We start from the raw sequence: 15,827 nt of genomic DNA on the forward strand, positions 1-15,827 counted from the left end.
CTTGGGCACGCACGAGCTCCCTGACTCTGCTGGTGCGCTGGCTTGTAGTTCTGGATGAGGCCCCGGAAGATAACGCGTCAGCGGCGCATCCCGTGCTTATTTTGTCCACGATTTCGCCATGACCCCGGACTTTTTTGACGTTTCGCCGCCACGCATGAGCACCACCGATACGTTGTCGCGCCCGCCATGGGCGTTGGCCAGGTCGATCAACCGCTGGCCCTTGGCCTGCGGCGGCGCGGCGCCCGCCAGCACCGCGCCGATGTCCTCGTCGGGCACCATGTCGGTCAGGCCTTCGGAACACAGCCGGAGGATATCGCCGACTGCATGTCCAGCAGCACCGTGTCTTCCACGCACAGGGCGCGCGTCACCAAGCTGCGAAGCCGGAAAGCGCGGCCTCCTGCGGCGTGATCAGGCCACGCTAATCGCCCACGTGGCCCGTCACCGGGGTGATGCCCATGCCGGCGTAGGCTTCGTGGGTGTTGGCGGCCTCGAAGATGGCGCGGTTGGCGTTGTCCACGCAGATCTCCATCGCCCGCGATCAGGTCCACCGCCAGCGCGTTGGCCACCTCGCCGGCGTTGCAGCCCCCCATGCCATCGGCCAGTACGGCCACGCCATGGACGGCATCAACCCTGACGTCATCCTCGTTGTTGGCCCGCAGGCGCCCGACGTCGGTCAGCGCGCAGTGCTCCAATTGCATGGGCGGCGGGCCCGGCGCCAAGTCACGCCGCGCTGGCAGGGGGCGGCGAACGCCGGTTCTGGACCACCTTGCCGATGGCCAGCACCAGCAACGCGCCGGCAATGCCCAGGGCGTAGTGCCACCCCTTGTCCTGCGGGAGGTAAGGCACCAGCGCCGGATCGGAGTGGGCCATGGTGCCGGCGATCCAGCCCAGCAGCATGCCGCCGGCGGTGATGATGATCGGGAAGCGGTCCATCAGCTTGAGCACCAGCTGGCTGCCCCAGACGATGATCGGGATGCTGACCAGCAGGCCGAAGATCACCAGCGCCATCTGGTGCTGCTCGCCCGCGCCCTGCGCGGCCCCGGCGATGGCGATGACGTTGTCCACGCTCATCACCAGGTCGGCGACGATGACGGTCTTGACCGCGGCCCAAAGCCTGTCGCTGGACTGGATGTCGCCATGCCCGCCCTCGTCCTCGGGCGCGATCAGCTTGACGCCGATCCAGATCAGCAGCAGCGCGCCGACGAGCTTGAGATACGGAACCTGCAGCAGCGCAAGAGCAAAGGCGATCAGGATCACCCGCAGGATGATGGCGCCCACCGTGCCCCAGATGATGCCCTTGGTGCGCTGCGCCGGCGGCAGCCGCCGGCAGGCCAGCGCGATCACCACCGCGTTGTCGCCGCCGAGCAGGATGTCGATCATGATGATCTGGCCGACGGCCACCCAAAAATGGGCTGTGAGGAGTTCTTCCACGTTCGTCTCTTTTTCTAGCGATTGGGGAGCGCCGCAAATAATACAGCCGGATCACCCGCGCAAGGGGTCCGGCTGAGCAAATGCGGCGCCGCGCGGCGTGCGGGGCGCCGTCGGCCTACAGCAGGCCCTTGAGCAGCTTGCCCATCTCGGACGGATTGCGCGTGACGGTGAAGCCGCACTCCTCCATGATGGCCAGCTTGGCATCGGCCGTGTCGGCGCCGCCGCTGATCAGCGCACCGGCGTGGCCCATGCGCTTGCCGGGCGGGGCGGTGACGCCGGCGATGAAGCCGACGATGGGCTTTCTCATATGGGCCTTGCACCAGCGGGCGGCGTCGGCCTCGTCCGGACCGCCGATCTCCCCGATCATGATGACGGCGTCGGTATCGGGATCGTCATTGAAGGCCTTCATCACGTCGATGTGCTTCAGGCCGTTGATCGGGTCGCCGCCGATGCCCACGGCGGTGGACTGGCCGATGCCCAGCTCGGTGAGCTGCGCCACGGCTTCATAGGTCAGCGTGCCGGAGCGGCTGACCACGCCGATGCGGCCCTTCTTGTGGATGTGGCCGGGCATGATGCCGATCTTGATCTCGTCGGGGGTGATCAGGCCGGGGCAGTTGGGGCCCAGCAGCAGCGTCTTCTTGCCGCCGGCGGCTTCCTTGGCCCGCATCTTGTTGCGCACTTCGAGCATGTCGCGCACGGGGATGCCCTCGGTGATGCAGATGGCCAGGTCCAAGTCGGCCTCGACGGCTTCCCAGATGGCGGCGGCGGCGCCGGCGGGCGGCACGTAGATCACGCTGACGGTGGCGCCGGTGTTCTGGGCGGCTTCCTTGACGCTGGCGAAGATGGGGATGTCGAAGATCTTCTCGCCGGCCTTCTTGGGGTTCACGCCGGCCACGAAGCAGTGCTTGCCGTTGGCGTATTCCTGGCACTTCTCGGTGTGGAACTGGCCCGTCTTGCCCGTGATGCCCTGGGTGATGACCTTGGTGTCTTTGTTGATGTAGATGGACATGGAAGGGCTCCTTACTTGACGGCGGCGACGACTTTTTGCGCCGCCTCGGCCATGGTGTCGGCGCTGATGATGGGCAGGCCCGACTCGGCCAGCATCTTCTTGCCCAGCTCCTCGTTGGTGCCCTTCATGCGCACCACCAGCGGCACCTTCAGATCGACCGCGCGGCTGGCGGTGATGACGCCGGTGGCGATGGTGTCGCACTTCATGATGCCGCCGAAGATGTTGACCAGGATGGCCTTGACCTTCGGGTTCTTGAGCATGATCTTGAAGGCCTCGGTCACCTTCTCGGGGGTGGCGCCGCCGCCCACGTCGAGGAAGTTGGCCGGCTCGGCGCCGAACAGCTTGATGGTGTCCATGGTGGCCATGGCCAGGCCGGCGCCGTTGACCAGGCAGCCGATGTTGCCGTCCAGGCTGATGTAGGCCAGGTCGAACTTGCTGGCCTCGACCTCGGCCGGGTCTTCCTCGTCCAGGTCGCGCAGGGCCACGATGTCGGGGTGGCGGAACAGCGCGTTGCTGTCGAAGTTGAACTTGGCGTCCAGGGCAATGATGTTGCCCTTGCCGTCGCGGTTGAGGGGGTTGATCTCGACCAGCGAGGCGTCGGTGTCCATGTAGCACTTGTAGAGCTTGCGGCACACGTCGATGAACTGCGCCACCGAGTCGGCGGGCATGCCCACGCCCTGGGCCAGTTCCTGCCCTTCGGCGGTCGTCATGCCCTGCAGCGGGTCGACGAAGACCTTGACGATCTTCTCGGGCGTGCTGTGGGCCACTTCCTCGATGTCCATGCCGCCTTCGCTGGAGGCGATGAAGGCCACCTTCTGCGTGGCGCGGTCGGTCACGAGGGAGAGGTAGTACTCTTTCTGGATGTCGGCGCCGTCCTCGATGTACAGACGCCGGACTTTCTGGCCTTCGGGACCGGTCTGGTGGGTGACCAGCCGCATGCCCAGGATCTGGCCGGCCAGTTCCCTGACCTGCTCGACGCTCTTGGCCACCTTGACGCCGCCGCCCTTGCCGCGGCCGCCGGCGTGGATCTGGGCCTTGACCACCCACACGGGGCCGCCGAGTTTTTGCGCCGCCTCGACGGCTTCTTGAACGGTGAACGCCGGAATGCCGCGCGGGACGGGCACGCCGAATTGACGCAGGATCTCCTTGCCCTGGTACTCGTGGATTTTCATGAGGCCCCTCTGGAGTGGAATAGGAATGGGCGGGCAAGCCCGGCCGCGGTGGCCGGCACCCGCTTGGCCCGCATAGCGGGTCACGAATGTATCATGCTGCGATGCACCAGATGCGGCGCATCGGGGCCCCGCCGGCCTGACCAGCAGCCCCTGGAAACCCTTCGAGAAACACCACCGCCATGGCCCAAATCTTCATCGACGGCGAGGCCGGCACCACCGGCCTGCAGATCCGCGACCGGCTCCAGAATATGGCCGGCGTCGAACTGGTCAGCATCGATCCGGCGCGCCGCAAGGACCCCGAGGCCAAGCGCGAGATCATGGCCGGCGTCGACCTGGTCATCCTGTGCCTGCACGACGACGCGGCGCGCGAGTCCGTGGCCATGATCGACCAGTTGCACGGCCGCCGGCCCCGCATCATCGACGCCAGCACCGCCCACCGCGTGGCCGAGGGCTGGACCTTCGGCTTTCCCGAGCTGTGCCCCGGCCAGCGCGCCGCCGTGCAGCAGGCCGAGCGCGTATCCAACCCCGGCTGCTACGCCACCGGCGCCATCGCGCTGCTGCGCCCGCTGGTCGATGCCGGCGTGCTGCCGCCCGACCACCCGCTGGCGCTGCCCTCGGTGAGCGGCTACACGGGCGGCGGGCGGCAGATGATCGAAGCCTACGAGGCCGGCGGCGCGCCGCCCTACGAGCTGTACGCGCTGGGGCTCAAGCACAAGCACCTGCCGGAGATCATGAAGTACGCCCGCCTCGCGCGCCGCCCCATCTTCATCCCGGCCGTGGGCAACTTCGACCAGGGCATGCTGGTCGAGCTGCCGCTGCACCTGGACACCCTGCCGGGCCGCCCCACGCTGGATCGGCTGCTGCAGGCGTACCGCGCCCACTACGCCGGCGCCGAATGGGTGACGGTGGAGGACGCACCCGAGTCGGGCAAGCTGGACGCGGTGGCGCTGAAGGACACCAACCGGCTGGAAATCCGCGTCTTCGGCAACGAGGACGCCGGCCACGCCGTGGCCGTGGCGCGCCTGGACAACCTGGGCAAGGGCGCCAGCGGCGCCGCGGTGCAGAACCTGCGGCTGATGCTGGGCGTGTAGCCGCTTCAGTCGATCCCGTCGTCCGCGCCGCTCACCACGCGCCGCACCACGTCGCCCGAGAACCCGCGCCCGGCCAGAAAGCGCATCTGGCGCGCGCGTTCGGCGGCCTCCTGCGGCGGCACGCCGAACTTGCGGCGCCAGACTTCGCGCGCGCGCGCCAGCTCGGTACCGCGCAACTGCTCGGCGGCGTCTTCCAGCACCTCGCCGGACAGGCCCTTGGCGCGCAGCTCCTGCAGCACGCGCGCCGCGCCCAGGCGGCCGGCGCGGCGGTGCAGCACGGATTGCGCCACGCGCGCCTCGCTGATGAAGCCCTTGGCGGTCAGCTCGTCCAGCACACGCGCCAGCGTGGCGTCGTCGTCGGGCGGGATCACATGGGGCGCGAGCTTGGCCAGCAGTTCGGCGCGCGAGTGCTCCCGCGCCGCCAGATGACGCAGCGCGCGGCCCTTCAATGACAGGGGCTGGGTGGCCACGGCTTCACCCCAAAATGCTACTAATTCAATAGTTTATGACGCATATTCCATGCGAGATGTTGGCATATTTCATCAAAATATTGCCGCCCGGCCACCGCTCACCCCGCCTCGCCGTCCCCGGCTGCGGGCGCCGCCATGGCCGGCGGCAGCGCGGCGATGCCCAGCGAGTCGCGCACCTTGTTCTCGATCTCGCGCGCCAGGTCGGGGTTCTCGCGCAGGAACTCGCGCGCGTTGTCGCGGCCCTGGCCGATCTTCTCGCCGCCGTAGGCATACCAGGCGCCGCTCTTCTCGACGATGCGGGCGGCCACGCCCATGTCGATGATCTCGCCCTCGCGCGAGATGCCCTCGCCGAAGAGGATGTCGAACTCGGCCGTCTTGAAGGGCGGGCTGACCTTGTTCTTGACCACCTTCACCTTGGTCTCGTTGCCGATGGCCACGTCGCCCTTCTTGATGGTGCCGATGCGCCGGATGTCCAGCCGCACCGAGGCGTAGAACTTCAGCGCGTTGCCGCCGGTGGTGGTCTCGGGGCTGCCGAACATGACGCCGATCTTCATGCGGATCTGGTTGATGAAGATGACCATGCAGTTGGTCTTCTTGATGGTGGCGGTGAGCTTGCGCAGCGCCTGGCTCATCAGGCGCGCCTGCAGGCCGGGCAGGCTGTCGCCCATCTCGCCCTCGATCTCGGCCTTGGGCGTGAGCGCGGCGACCGAGTCGATCACCACCAGGTCCACCGCACCCGAGCGCACCAGCGAATCGACGATCTCCAGCGCCTGCTCGCCGGTGTCGGGCTGGCTGATGAGCATGTCGTGCAGGTTCACGCCCAGCTTTTCGGCGTAGCCGGTGTCCAGCGCGTGCTCGGCGTCGATGAAGGCGCAGGTGCCGCCCTGCTTCTGCATCTCGGCGATGACCTGCAGCGTGAGCGTGGTCTTGCCCGACGATTCGGGGCCGTAGATCTCGACCACCCGGCCGCGCGGCAGGCCGCCCACGCCGAGGGCGATGTCCAGGCCCAGCGAGCCGGTGGAGACGACCTGGATGTCCGCGATGGCCTCGCCCTCGCCCAGGCGCATGATGGTGCCCTTGCCGAACTGCTTCTCGATCTGCGCCAGCGCGGCCTGCAGGGCCTTGGCCTTCTCGCCTTGGTCGGCTTTGTTCTTGACGGCCATGTCCATGGAAATTCTCCTTATGAGTCAATGGGTTGCCGGATGCGGCAACGGAAATCTGGATGCCTGAACAGGACTGTATATCAATCCATTTATTGGCGTAAACTGATTTTTAAGTCAGTTTGCCTTACGATCTGATGGTGGATGACACCCCTGACGACCGCTGGCGCCAGACGCACCTGGGTCGCCTGCTGGGCCATGCGCTGCGGCACTTCGACGAGCGCGTGCTGCAGCTCATGGCCGCCAGCGAGCACGCGCCGCTGGCGCTGGCCCACCTGGCGGCGCGCGACAAGGTGGGCGCCGCGCACGTCCACATCACCCGCCACCTGCCGCTGGAGGGCGCGCGCCTGACCGAGCTGGCGCAATGGGCCGGGATGACCAAGCAGGCCATGGGCGACCTGGTGGACCAGTGCGCGGCCTGGGGCCTGGTCGCGCGCCAAGCCGACCCGCGCGACGCCCGCGCGCGGCGCATCGTGTTCACGCCCACGGGGCTGGACTGGCTGGCGGCCTTCCGGGCCGCCGTGGCGCAGGCCGAGGACGAGTTCCGCGCCGCCGTGTGCGTCGAGGTGGCGACGGTGGTGGCGCTGGGGCTGGAGGTGTACGCGGACGGCCAGGGGCCGCCCTGAAGCGAAGCGCCTCAGGCGCGGCGAGAACGCCGCAGCGCCAGCCCGCCCAACAGCCCCGACAAGCCCAGCAGGCCCCACAGGCCCAGCGCGGGAACCGGGGCGGGAGCGGCCACCACCGGCGTGACGTCGGTCACGCGCACGTTGTCGATCATGGGGCCCAGCCCGTCCGTTGCACTGGAGGAAACGAAGCGCAGCGTGGTCGATGCGCCGCTGGCGACGAAGGTGAAGCTTTCGTCCTGCCAATGCGTGGACAGCGCGGTGCTGGTGCCCACCGTGTCCGGCACGGTGACGCCCAGGCTGTTGAGATCGGCCCCGCCGCCGCCTTCCAGCGCCGTCGCCGTGAAGGTCATGGCATCCTCCGACAAGAAGTGCCGCGACGCCGCGAAGTCCACCCGGTAGGTGCGGCCCGCCACGGTGTCGAAGGTTTGCTCGATGCCGCCGGGCACGTCGCCGTTGAGATCGACGACCCGGGTGCCGCCGTCCGCCGTCAAGGTGTCTGGCAGCACATGCCAACTGAAGTCCTGGCCCGCCACCGGCGCCCAGCCGGCCACCAGGCCGACGCTGGCCGGCACACCCGCGTTGACGTTGAGCCAGTCGCCGTACCCGCCATCCGTGCCCGACGCCGCCGCCGCCGCGGTATCCCAGGTGCCGCCCTCGAAACTGCCGTTGGTGAAAGGCGCCGCCAACGCCGTGGCGTGCAGGCCGACGATGCAGACCAGCATCGCCCATCGATTCCTCGTCCCCATGCTCACTCCCTCAGGTGGATCACGGCGGTCTGACGGCTGCTGAAGCAACTCGCCCCGCGTGACGGCGCTTATTTTAAGGTCTGCCGCCCCGGGAATGGATGCGGATGCGCCCTGATCGCAGGGAGATCAGCGATCCGCCTGGCCGAAGGCCTCCCACGCGGCGCCGGCGCGCTGGCGCGCCTGCTGGCGGCAGCGCGCGGCCTGCTCGACGTGCCCGGCGCGGCGCGCGCTCGGATGCGCTCACCTGCCCCGCACGCAGGACGCCGTTGACGGCGTCGGTGCCCGCGATGCCGCGCGCCTGGTCGCCCTGCAGCGGATAGGGGTCGGCAGGTGTTTCATGAGGCACGCTCCGCGAGGCAGGAAGAGGGTTGGGTGACGGTTCGCGGCCTGGAATGACCGCGAGCTCTCTCGCGTTGTAGCGGAGCCGGCCGCCGCCGCCGTATCCACGTGTATCGGACTCCATCAGGGTCCGCCCTGTGCCACCCCTATTTCAAGAAGAATCGGGCTTCAGACCGCACAGATACTGCGTCAACAGCTATTGATAAGATAGTAAATCGAAAGCAACTCACCCCGCGCGGCAGCCGGCGCACAGGGCCTTGACCTCGATGGCCTGCGGCGCGTAGCCCTGGCCGCGCAGATGCGCCAGGAAGGGCTCGGCCGGCCCGGTGTCGTGCCGCTCCTCGACGGCGCCGCAGCGCGGGCAGATCAGCAGCAGCGCGGGGTGGTCGTGCTCGGCGTGGTCGCAAACGACGAAGGTGTTGGCCGCGTCCACCTTGTGCACCAGATGGTGCGCCTGCAGGAACTCCAGCGCGCGGTACACGGTGGTGGGCGCGATGCGGCCGTGGCGCGCCTGCATGTCGTCCTGCAGATCGTAGGCCTTGGCTTGGCCGCCGCGCAGCAGCAGCAATTCCAGCACCTCGGCGCGCTGGGCGGTGAACTGCGCGCCGCGCGTGGCGCAGTGGGTGCGCGCGGCGCGCAGCTTGCGCTGCACGGCCACGGTGGGCGCGGGCGCCGATCGGTCGGAGGTCATGGCCCATTATCCGGCGACCCCGCCGCCCGCCCGCGCGCCGCCAGGAGCAGCGCCGCCGCGCCGCAAGCGACCAGCGCCAGCACCACGGCCGGACCGCTGGGCAGATCCCAGCGCCAGGACGCCAGCAGGCCCAGCACGTAACCCGCCAGCCCGGCCGCCGCGCCCGCGCGCAGGCCACGCGCGCAAGCCTGCGCCGCCACCAGCGCCGGCACGATGAGGGTGGCGAAGACGAGGTACAGGCCCAGCAGCGGCAGCGTCAGGCTCACCAGCAGCGCGAAGGCAGGGTAGAACGCCGCGCCCTCCAGCAGCGCCGGACGCGCGCGCCAGGCCAGCAGGAACAGGACGGTGGCCGCCAGCAGCGGCAGCAGCGCGGGCCAGGTGGCCCACAGCACGTCGCCCGACAGCAGCGCGGCCAGCTTGTGCGCGCCGTGCGGGTCGTGGCTGACCAGCAGCACGGCCAGCGAGGCGGCACCGACGTACAGCAGGCCGATCAGCGCCTCGTGCCGCGCCGGCCACCAGCGTCCCAGCAGGGCCACGGCGCCGGCGCCGGCCAGGGCGGCCCCGGCCGCCGCCAGGGCTGTCGCCAGCGGCGGCGCGTCGTGCAGCGCCAGGGCCGCCGCCAGCACGCCCAGGCCGGCCACCTGGGCGATGGCCAGGTCGATGAAGACGATGCCGCGCCGCAGCACCTGCCGCCCCAGCGGCAGGTGGCTCGCCAGCGCCAGCAGCCCGGCGGCCAGCGGGGGCAGCAGCAGTGCCAGGTCGTTCATCGCGGGGCGGCGGCTTTCAGCAGCGCGGCGATGTCCTGCTCGAACAGGCCCTCCAGCGTGCTGGCCGGTCCGTCGTCGGTGACGGTGCTGGGCAGCGCCAGCGCGGGCGCGCGGCCCTCGCACAGTTGCTGGGCCAGCCATGCGCTGGGCCGGCCGTCCTGGTAGAGCGCGTGGACGGTGGCGATGGGCGGCTGGGCCAGAACCTGCGCCAGCACCGCCTGCAGGTGCGCGGGCGTGGGCGGCACGCCAGGCTTGGGCTCCAGGTCGGCCACCTGCCGCACGCCCAGCCAGCGCCACAGGTAGGCGAAGGTGCTGTGCTGGGCCACCACGCGCTGGCCCTTGAGCGGCGCGGCGCGCTGGCGCCAGTCGGCGCCGCGGCGCGCCCACTCGGCCTGCCAGGCGGTGTGGCGCTCCTGGTAGCCGGCGGCGCCGGCGGGATCCACCTGCGCCAGCCGCTGGCTCAGCGCCCGCGCCACCTGGGCCAGGCGGTCCGGGTCCAGGTGCAGGTGCGGGTTGCCCTCGGGGTGGACGTCACCCTCGTTGAAGCCAATGCGGTCGCGCTGGTCGATCAGCTCGACCTGCCGGGCCGCGTAGAACATGCCGGGCTGGCCGTCGCGCACGGCGGCGTTGCCGGCGCGCTGCTGCAGCATGGGCAGCCAGCCGGCCTCCAGCGACGCGCCGGTGCACACCGCGAGCCGGGCGCGGCGCAGCGCGCTGATGAGGGCGGGGCGTGCCTCGATGTAGTGCGGGTCCTGCCGGGCGTGGGTGGCGGCGGTCACCTGCGCGCCGGGGGCCAGGGCCTTGACCAAGGCGGCCCATTCGGGCTCGCAGGCGAACACCTGCAGCGCCTCGGCCCGCGCCGCGGCGGGCAGGGCGGCGGCCAGCGCCAGCGCCAGCGCCAGCGCGAAGAGACGGGAATATCTAGAAAGAGTGCGCACCATGGGCTCCAAAGCTGTGGATGTACTGGACGTAAACCGCCGTGCCGGGGTTATCGAAGCCCTGGGCGCGGCCCTGCCGCGTGACTTGCAGGCGCAGGGTCTGCTGGTGCGAGGGCTTCCATGCGGCCATGAGGCTGACTTCGCGCAGCCGGCCGGCATGGAAGTGATCGCCGTGCGGCAGTTTGGCGCTCAGCCAGTCGGCGCGCGCGCCCACTTCCCACTGCCCGCCGAAGCGCCACACCGCCGCCAGGTAGGCCGAGCGGTTGGCGCCCGGTTGCGCGGCGCCTTCGCCCAAGCCGGTCTGGCGGGCCAGTTCGAACGACAGGCGCAGCTGCCGGTCGCGGTTGTTGCCCTCGGGCGCCCACTTCCACACGCCGTCGATGACCCACAGGTGGCGGCCGGCCAGTTGCGCGCCGTGGGCGTGGCCGCCGTGCCCCTCCTCATGGCCGTGCTCATGCTCGTCGTCGTGAGGGATGAAGGCGGCGCGGCGGTTGCCCAGGTAGGACAGGCCCAGTTGCCAGCTGTGCTCGCGGCCCGCGTCGCCGCCCAGGCGGGTGCTGAGCGTCCACACGCCCGGGCGCGGCCGACGCCCAGCCTCGGCGGTGAGCTTGCGGCCGCGGAAGACCTCCAGGCCGGTGCGCCAGTACAGCGCGGTCGGCGCGGTCCAGTTCAGCCGCAGGCCGTCGTCGAAGTAGTGCCCGCCGAGGAACGCGCGGTGCAGCAGCGGGCGGCTGGCGAAGTCGTCCGCGTGCGGGTGCTGCTCGTTCAGGTAGCCCACCTGCGACAGGAAGCGCCCGGCGCGCGCCTGCAGGCCGCCGGGCAGGGCGGTGGTGCCCAGCCAGGCTTCCTCGAAGTGCTTCTCGACCTTCTTGTCGTGGCTGTGCGCGGCGGCCGTCAGGCGCCCTTCCAGCCAGGGGCCGATCGGGGTGTCGAGCGCCAGCTCGGCCCCGCCGAGGCGAAAGCCCTTGCCGCGGTCGCCCAGCGCGAGTTCGCGCGAGCCGTAGCCCACGTCCAGCACCAGGCCGACGCGCGGCGCGAAGAAGGGCGTGCCGGCCGCCGGCACGGCTTCGGGCGGCGCGCTGGCGGTCTGCGCGGGGGCGCCGGCGGCGGCCAGCGCCAGGCCGAGGGCCGCCAGGCGCGCGGCACGGGGCGGGCGGGCGGCTGTCCTGCGCGGACGCCGCAGGAAGGATCGGGTGCGGGGCATGCAACTCCTCGGGGGACGGAACGGGATGGCGCGTGATTGTAATGTGATTACATCACATATCCCACTGCCCGGACTGGCATGGCCGGCGGCCGGTCTGGCGCGCATCGGGCGCGCCGGCCTAGAATTTCCCGCAGGCGCCACCTTCAGAGCGCCGCTGGAGACACACCATGCGCATCCTCATCGCCGAAGACGACCAAGTGCTGGCCGACGGCCTCCTGCGCAGCCTACGCAACGCCGGCGCTGCGGTGGACCACGTGGCCAGCGGCACCGAGGCCGACACGGCGCTGCGCACCAACACCGAGTTCGACCTGCTGATCCTCGACCTGGGCCTGTCGCGCATGCACGGCCTGGAGGTGCTCAAGAAGCTGCGCGCGCGCGGGCAAACGCTGCCGGTGCTGATCCTCACCGCCGCCGACGGCGTGGAGGAGCGCGTGAAGGGGCTGGACCTGGGCGCCGACGACTACATGGCCAAGCCCTTCGCGCTGCCCGAGCTGGAGGCGCGCGTGCGCGCGCTGACGCGCCGCGGCATGGGCGCGGCCAGCAGCACCATCCGGCACGGCCCGCTGGAATACGACCAGACCGGCCGCGTGGCCAGCATCGACGGCCGGATGGTCGAGCTGTCGGCGCGCGAGCTGGGCCTGCTGGAGGTGCTGCTCCAGCGCTCGGGCCGGCTGGTGAGCAAGGATCAGCTCGTCGAGCGCCTGTGCGAGTGGGGCGAGGAGGTGAGCAACAACGCCATCGAGGTCTACATCCACCGCCTGCGCAAGAAGATCGAGAAGGGCCCCATCCGCATCGCCACGGTGCGCGGGCTGGGCTACTGTCTGGAGAAGATTCCGGGTTGAATATGCCTCCAGCCCTTACGGATCATACGCTATTAGCTATTATTAATATAGCATTTTGATCAAGATCCCCCAGCGCACGCAGCGCTCGCTGTTCGGCGAGATCCTGGACTGGATGCTGACGCCGCTGCTGCTGCTGTGGCCGCTGAGCCTGGCGCTGACCTGGCTGGTGGCGCAGAACCTGGCCAACAAGCCGTTCGACCGCGCGCTGGTCTACAACGTGCAGGCGCTGGCGCAGTTCATCCAGGTGATGCCCGGCCCGCGCGCTCGCTTCTCGCTGCCGCAGCCGGCCAGCGAGCTGCTGCGCGCCGACGATTCGGACAACGTGTACTACCAGGTGCTGGGCGCCAGTGGCGAGTTCTTGTCCGGCGAGCGCGAGCTGCCCGCGCCGGACGCCGAGGGCGAGCCGCCATACGACGGCGAGCCGCAATTGCGCGACGCCGAGTTCCGCGGCCTGCCGGTGCGCGTGGCGCACCTGTGGGTGCGCATCGACGGCGCGCCCCGGCCGGCGCTGGTGCAGGTGGCCGAGACGCGCGAGAAGCGCAGCGTGCTGGCGGCCGAGATCATCAAGGGCGTGATGCTGCCGCAGTTCGCCATCCTGCCGCTGGCGGTACTGCTGGTGTGGCTGGCGCTGCTGCGCGGCATCAAGCCGCTGTCGGAACTGGAAGAGCGCATCCGCGCCCGCCGTCCGGACGACCTGAGCCCGCTGGACGAGCACGCCGTGCCGCAGGAGGTGGCGCCGCTGGTGGCCTCGGTCAACGACCTGCTGGAGCGGCTGGAGGACTCCATCGCCATGCAGAAGCGCTTCCTGGCCGACGCGGCGCACCAGCTCAAGACGCCGCTGGCGGGGCTGCGCATGCAGGCCGACCTGGCGCAGCGCGAGGGCTCCAGCGCCGAGGATCTGAAGCAGTCGCTGCAGCAGATCGGCCTGGCCAGCGTGCGCGCCACGCACACCGTCAACCAGTTGCTGGCGCTGGCGCGGGCCGAGGCCGGCGGCGTCCAGATGGCGCGCCAGCCCTGCGACCTGGTGCAGCTCACCCTGGAAGTGGTGCGCGAGGCCGTACCGCGCGCGCTGGAGCGCCGCATCGACCTCGGCTACGAAGGCCCCGAGCCCGGCGCGCCCGAGCTGACGCGACCCGCCAACCCGACGCTGATCAAGGAAATGGTGCGCAACCTGGTGGACAACGCCCTCAACTACGCGCCCTCGCGCCCCGGCCGGCCCGGCGTGGTGACGGTGCGGGTGCGCGGCGACCCCTTCAGCCGGGCGCTGGCGCTGCAGGTGGAGGACAACGGGCCCGGCCTGCCCTTGTCCGAGCGCGCGCGGGTGTTCCAGCCCTTCTACCGCGTCCTGGGCACCAAGGTGGACGGCTCCGGGCTGGGCCTGCCGATCGTGCAGGAAATCGCCCACCGGCATGGCGCCGAGGTCGGCGTGGACGACGCCCACCCCGGCCACGAGCCGCCGGGGGCATGCTTCACGGTGCGCTTTCCGGCGGTCGATCCGGCGCCATGAATGCTACCGAATCAATAGCTTTTGGCGATTGTTCCATACGGGCTATAGGCCATTTCCATCATGAAATGCAAGAATGCCCCCGATGACGCTCCGGCCCGCCCCGCCCAACCCCGCGTGCTGCCCGCTGTGCGGCCAGCCCAACCGCTGCGCGCTGGAGACTGAACGCGCCACCGGCCAGCCGCAGCCGCCGTGCTGGTGCACGCAGGCGTCATTCCCGCCGGCGCTGCTGGACGCCGTGCCCGCCCCGACGCGCGGCCGCGCCTGCATCTGCGCCGCCTGCGCCCGCCGCGCGGCCGAACGCTGACGCTGCATCCCAGGGCGGACCTGGCCGCCAGTCGCTATGCTTGCCGCTTCGCCCCCGGCCGCCGCCATGACCTCCACCTCCCCGACCCCTCCCACGCCCGGCTCGACCGAAGCCCTGTACCTGCGCCACGGCGAGCGCTACCGCTGGCTGCTGCTGATGTCGGTGATGGTCGGCACCATCGCCTCGATCATGTCGTCCACCGTGGTCAACGTGGCCATCCCCGGGCTGTCGCACCAGTTCGGGCTGGGGCAGGCGCGCGCGCAGTGGGTCACCAGCGGCTTCATGGTGGCGATGACGGTGTCGATGCTGGTCACGCCCTGGCTGCTGGCGCGCTACGGCTACCGTGCCACCTACGCCGGCTGCATGTGGCTGCTGATGGCCGGCGGCGTGCTGGGCGGGCTGGCGCAGAACTTTCCGCTGGTGCTGGCCGCGCGCGTGATCGAGGGGCTGGCCGCCGGCGTGGTGCAGCCCATCCCCGCCATCATCATCATGCGCGCCTTCCAGCCGCACGAGCAGGGGCGCGCCAGCGGCGTGTTCGGCATGGGCGTGGTGCTGGCGCCGGCACTGGGGCCCAGCATCGGCGGGCTGCTGGTCGAGTGGTTCGGCTGGCGCTCGATCTTCTACATGGTGATCCCGTTCTGCCTCGCCTCGCTGTGGCTCGGGCAGCGCTACGTGCCAACCTCGGCGCCCGGCGGCGCCAACGCCAGCCGCGACGCGGCGCTGGACTGGGTCGGCCTGGGCCTGGGCACGGTGGGCACGCTCTGCCTGCTCAACGGCCTGGTCATGCTGCGCGGCGGCGGGCCGGGCTGGCAGGCGCCGGTGCTGCTGGCGGCCGCGGCGGCCTGCCTGCTGGCCTTCATCGCCTGGCAGCGCCGGCGCGAGCGCGCGGGCCAGCCGCCGCTGATGAACCTGGCCGTGTTCGCCTGGCGGCCCTTCGCCATGGGCAGCCTGGTGGCGCTGATCTACGGCACGGCGCTGTTCGGCTCCACCTACGTGCTGCCGGTGTACATGCAGATGGGGCTGGGCCTGTCGGCGGCGCACGTGGGCACGGTGCTGCTGCCGGCCAGCCTGGCGCTGGGCGGCGCCATCGCGCTGGCGTCGCGCTGGGCCGACCGGATGCCGGCGAAATGGCTGGTGTCGATGGGGCTGGCGCTGCTGACGCTGTCGTTCGCCGGAATAGTGAGCATCGGCCTGGCGTCCAGCGTGCTGTGGCTTCTGACGAGCTGGGCCATCGTCGGCCGCATCGGCCTGGGCTTCATCCTGCCCTCGCTCAACCTGGGCGCCATGCGCGGACTGCACCAGGAGCTGATCTCGCAGGGCTCCAGCGTCATCAGCTTCGTGCGCACGCTGGGCGGCGCCGCCGGGGTCAGCCTGTGCGGCATCGCGCTGGAATGGCGCCTGAGCGCGCACGGCGCCTCGCTCACCGACGGGCCGCCCAACCCGGCGCGGCTGGCGGCCTTCGACGAGGTGTTCCTGATGCTGGCGGCCATCTGCGCGCTGGCCATGCTGGCGGCACGGGCTGGGCACCGA

General features: G+C 70.6%; 15 protein-coding genes and 2 pseudogenes. 6 read left to right on the top strand and 11 right to left on the bottom strand.

The window, feature by feature from the left end:
- Nucleotides 1-96: 96 nt before the first annotated feature.
- The 4 genes and pseudogenes from IPG65_RS04885 to sucC form a co-directional block, all read right to left on the bottom strand.
- Nucleotides 97-698 (bottom strand): annotated as a pseudogene (locus tag IPG65_RS04885) (protein phosphatase).
- Between the two features lie 22 nt (nt 699-720).
- Nucleotides 721-1,431 carry a TerC family protein gene (locus IPG65_RS04890; RefSeq protein WP_293188142.1) on the bottom strand — a complete coding sequence of 237 codons (711 nt, stop codon included), beginning with the start codon at nt 1,429-1,431 and terminating at the stop codon, nt 721-723.
- Between the two features lie 115 nt (nt 1,432-1,546).
- The gene (sucD, locus tag IPG65_RS04895) at nt 1,547-2,440 is read right to left on the bottom strand and encodes a succinate--CoA ligase subunit alpha (RefSeq protein ID WP_293188143.1); all 894 of its coding nucleotides are present in this window, start codon (nt 2,438-2,440) and stop codon (nt 1,547-1,549) included.
- A gap of 11 nt (nt 2,441-2,451) precedes the next feature.
- The gene (gene sucC, locus IPG65_RS04900) at nt 2,452-3,612 is read right to left on the bottom strand and encodes an ADP-forming succinate--CoA ligase subunit beta (protein ID WP_293188144.1); all 1,161 of its coding nucleotides are present in this window, start codon (nt 3,610-3,612) and stop codon (nt 2,452-2,454) included.
- Nucleotides 3,613-3,791: 179 nt separating this feature from the next.
- On the opposite strand from sucC, the gene argC reads away from it, so the two are divergent.
- A complete protein-coding gene (gene argC / locus IPG65_RS04905) occupies nt 3,792-4,703 on the top strand; it encodes an N-acetyl-gamma-glutamyl-phosphate reductase (protein ID WP_293188145.1) in 912 nt (303 codons plus the stop codon).
- 5 nt (nt 4,704-4,708) lie between these two features.
- On the opposite strand, the gene recX is transcribed toward argC, so the two are convergent.
- Together recX and recA are read right to left on the bottom strand one after the other, a co-directional pair.
- Nucleotides 4,709-5,173 carry a recombination regulator RecX gene (recX, locus tag IPG65_RS04910; protein ID WP_293188146.1) on the bottom strand — a complete coding sequence of 155 codons (465 nt, stop codon included), beginning with the start codon at nt 5,171-5,173 and terminating at the stop codon, nt 4,709-4,711.
- A gap of 98 nt (nt 5,174-5,271) precedes the next feature.
- Entirely contained in the window at nt 5,272-6,342 is a 1,071-nt protein-coding gene (gene recA, locus IPG65_RS04915) for a recombinase RecA (protein ID WP_293188147.1), read from the bottom strand.
- Between the two features lie 131 nt (nt 6,343-6,473).
- Between recA and IPG65_RS04920 the strand changes: the two genes are divergently transcribed.
- Nucleotides 6,474-6,959 (top strand): MarR family transcriptional regulator, encoded by a 486-nt coding sequence (locus IPG65_RS04920; RefSeq protein ID WP_293188148.1) that lies wholly within the window; start codon nt 6,474-6,476, stop codon nt 6,957-6,959.
- Between the two features lie 11 nt (nt 6,960-6,970).
- Here IPG65_RS04920 and IPG65_RS04925 read toward each other — a convergent pair whose 3' ends face one another.
- The 5 genes from IPG65_RS04925 to IPG65_RS04945 form a co-directional block, all read right to left on the bottom strand.
- Nucleotides 6,971-7,705: an IPTL-CTERM sorting domain-containing protein gene (locus IPG65_RS04925; RefSeq protein WP_293188149.1), complete on the bottom strand. Its 735-nt coding sequence runs from the start codon at nt 7,703-7,705 to the stop codon at nt 6,971-6,973.
- A gap of 565 nt (nt 7,706-8,270) precedes the next feature.
- Nucleotides 8,271-8,735: a transcriptional repressor gene (locus tag IPG65_RS04930; protein WP_293188150.1), complete on the bottom strand. Its 465-nt coding sequence runs from the start codon at nt 8,733-8,735 to the stop codon at nt 8,271-8,273.
- On the bottom strand, nt 8,732-9,502 hold the full coding sequence (locus IPG65_RS04935) for a metal ABC transporter permease (RefSeq protein WP_293188151.1): 771 nt from the start codon (nt 9,500-9,502) through the stop codon (nt 8,732-8,734). Before IPG65_RS04935 ends, IPG65_RS04930 begins: the two co-directional genes overlap by 4 nt.
- A complete protein-coding gene (locus IPG65_RS04940) occupies nt 9,499-10,443 on the bottom strand; it encodes a zinc ABC transporter substrate-binding protein (RefSeq protein WP_293188152.1) in 945 nt (314 codons plus the stop codon). The genes IPG65_RS04935 and IPG65_RS04940 overlap by 4 nt, the downstream gene beginning before the upstream one ends.
- Nucleotides 10,424-11,644, bottom strand: coding sequence for a hypothetical protein (locus IPG65_RS04945; RefSeq protein WP_293188153.1), 1,221 nt, complete (start codon nt 11,642-11,644; stop codon nt 10,424-10,426). Before IPG65_RS04945 ends, IPG65_RS04940 begins: the two co-directional genes overlap by 20 nt.
- A 167-nt stretch (nt 11,645-11,811) precedes the next feature.
- Here IPG65_RS04945 and IPG65_RS04950 point away from each other — a divergent pair, with 167 nt between their 5' ends.
- From IPG65_RS04950 to IPG65_RS04965, 4 genes and pseudogenes are all read left to right on the top strand, one after another.
- Nucleotides 11,812-12,486 (top strand): response regulator transcription factor, encoded by a 675-nt coding sequence (locus IPG65_RS04950; protein WP_293188154.1) that lies wholly within the window; start codon nt 11,812-11,814, stop codon nt 12,484-12,486.
- Between the two features lie 58 nt (nt 12,487-12,544).
- The gene (locus tag IPG65_RS04955; protein WP_293189948.1) at nt 12,545-13,993 is read left to right on the top strand and encodes a sensor histidine kinase; all 1,449 of its coding nucleotides are present in this window, start codon (nt 12,545-12,547) and stop codon (nt 13,991-13,993) included.
- Nucleotides 13,994-14,075: 82 nt separating this feature from the next.
- Complete coding sequence (locus IPG65_RS04960; protein WP_293188155.1) at nt 14,076-14,297, top strand: cysteine-rich CWC family protein; 222 nt, start codon at nt 14,076-14,078, stop codon at nt 14,295-14,297.
- Nucleotides 14,298-14,363: 66 nt separating this feature from the next.
- Nucleotides 14,364-15,812, top strand: a pseudogene (locus IPG65_RS04965) (MFS transporter); the annotation flags it as partial.
- Nucleotides 15,813-15,827 lie beyond the last annotated feature (15 nt).

It is taken from the genome of Ottowia sp., from assembly GCF_016703145.1.
Classification (GTDB): Bacteria; Pseudomonadota; Gammaproteobacteria; order Burkholderiales; family Burkholderiaceae_C; genus Ottowia.

What these genes read in the sequence shown, in the direction of transcription:
- sucD (WP_293188143.1), bottom strand. Translation starts at nt 2,440, where the DNA reads ATGTCCATCTACATCAACAAAGACACCAAGGTCATCACCCAGGGCATC.
- sucC (WP_293188144.1), bottom strand. Translation starts at nt 3,612, where the DNA reads ATGAAAATCCACGAGTACCAGGGCAAGGAGATCCTGCGTCAATTCGGC.
- argC (WP_293188145.1), top strand. Translation starts at nt 3,792, where the DNA reads ATGGCCCAAATCTTCATCGACGGCGAGGCCGGCACCACCGGCCTGCAG.
- recA (WP_293188147.1), bottom strand. Translation starts at nt 6,342, where the DNA reads ATGGACATGGCCGTCAAGAACAAAGCCGACCAAGGCGAGAAGGCCAAG.
- IPG65_RS04925 (WP_293188149.1), bottom strand. Translation starts at nt 7,705, where the DNA reads ATGGGGACGAGGAATCGATGGGCGATGCTGGTCTGCATCGTCGGCCTG.
- IPG65_RS04930 (WP_293188150.1), bottom strand. Translation starts at nt 8,735, where the DNA reads ATGACCTCCGACCGATCGGCGCCCGCGCCCACCGTGGCCGTGCAGCGC.
- IPG65_RS04935 (WP_293188151.1), bottom strand. Translation starts at nt 9,502, where the DNA reads ATGAACGACCTGGCACTGCTGCTGCCCCCGCTGGCCGCCGGGCTGCTG.
- IPG65_RS04940 (WP_293188152.1), bottom strand. Translation starts at nt 10,443, where the DNA reads ATGGTGCGCACTCTTTCTAGATATTCCCGTCTCTTCGCGCTGGCGCTG.
- IPG65_RS04945 (WP_293188153.1), bottom strand. Translation starts at nt 11,644, where the DNA reads ATGCCCCGCACCCGATCCTTCCTGCGGCGTCCGCGCAGGACAGCCGCC.
- IPG65_RS04950 (WP_293188154.1), top strand. Translation starts at nt 11,812, where the DNA reads ATGCGCATCCTCATCGCCGAAGACGACCAAGTGCTGGCCGACGGCCTC.
- IPG65_RS04960 (WP_293188155.1), top strand. Translation starts at nt 14,076, where the DNA reads ATGACGCTCCGGCCCGCCCCGCCCAACCCCGCGTGCTGCCCGCTGTGC.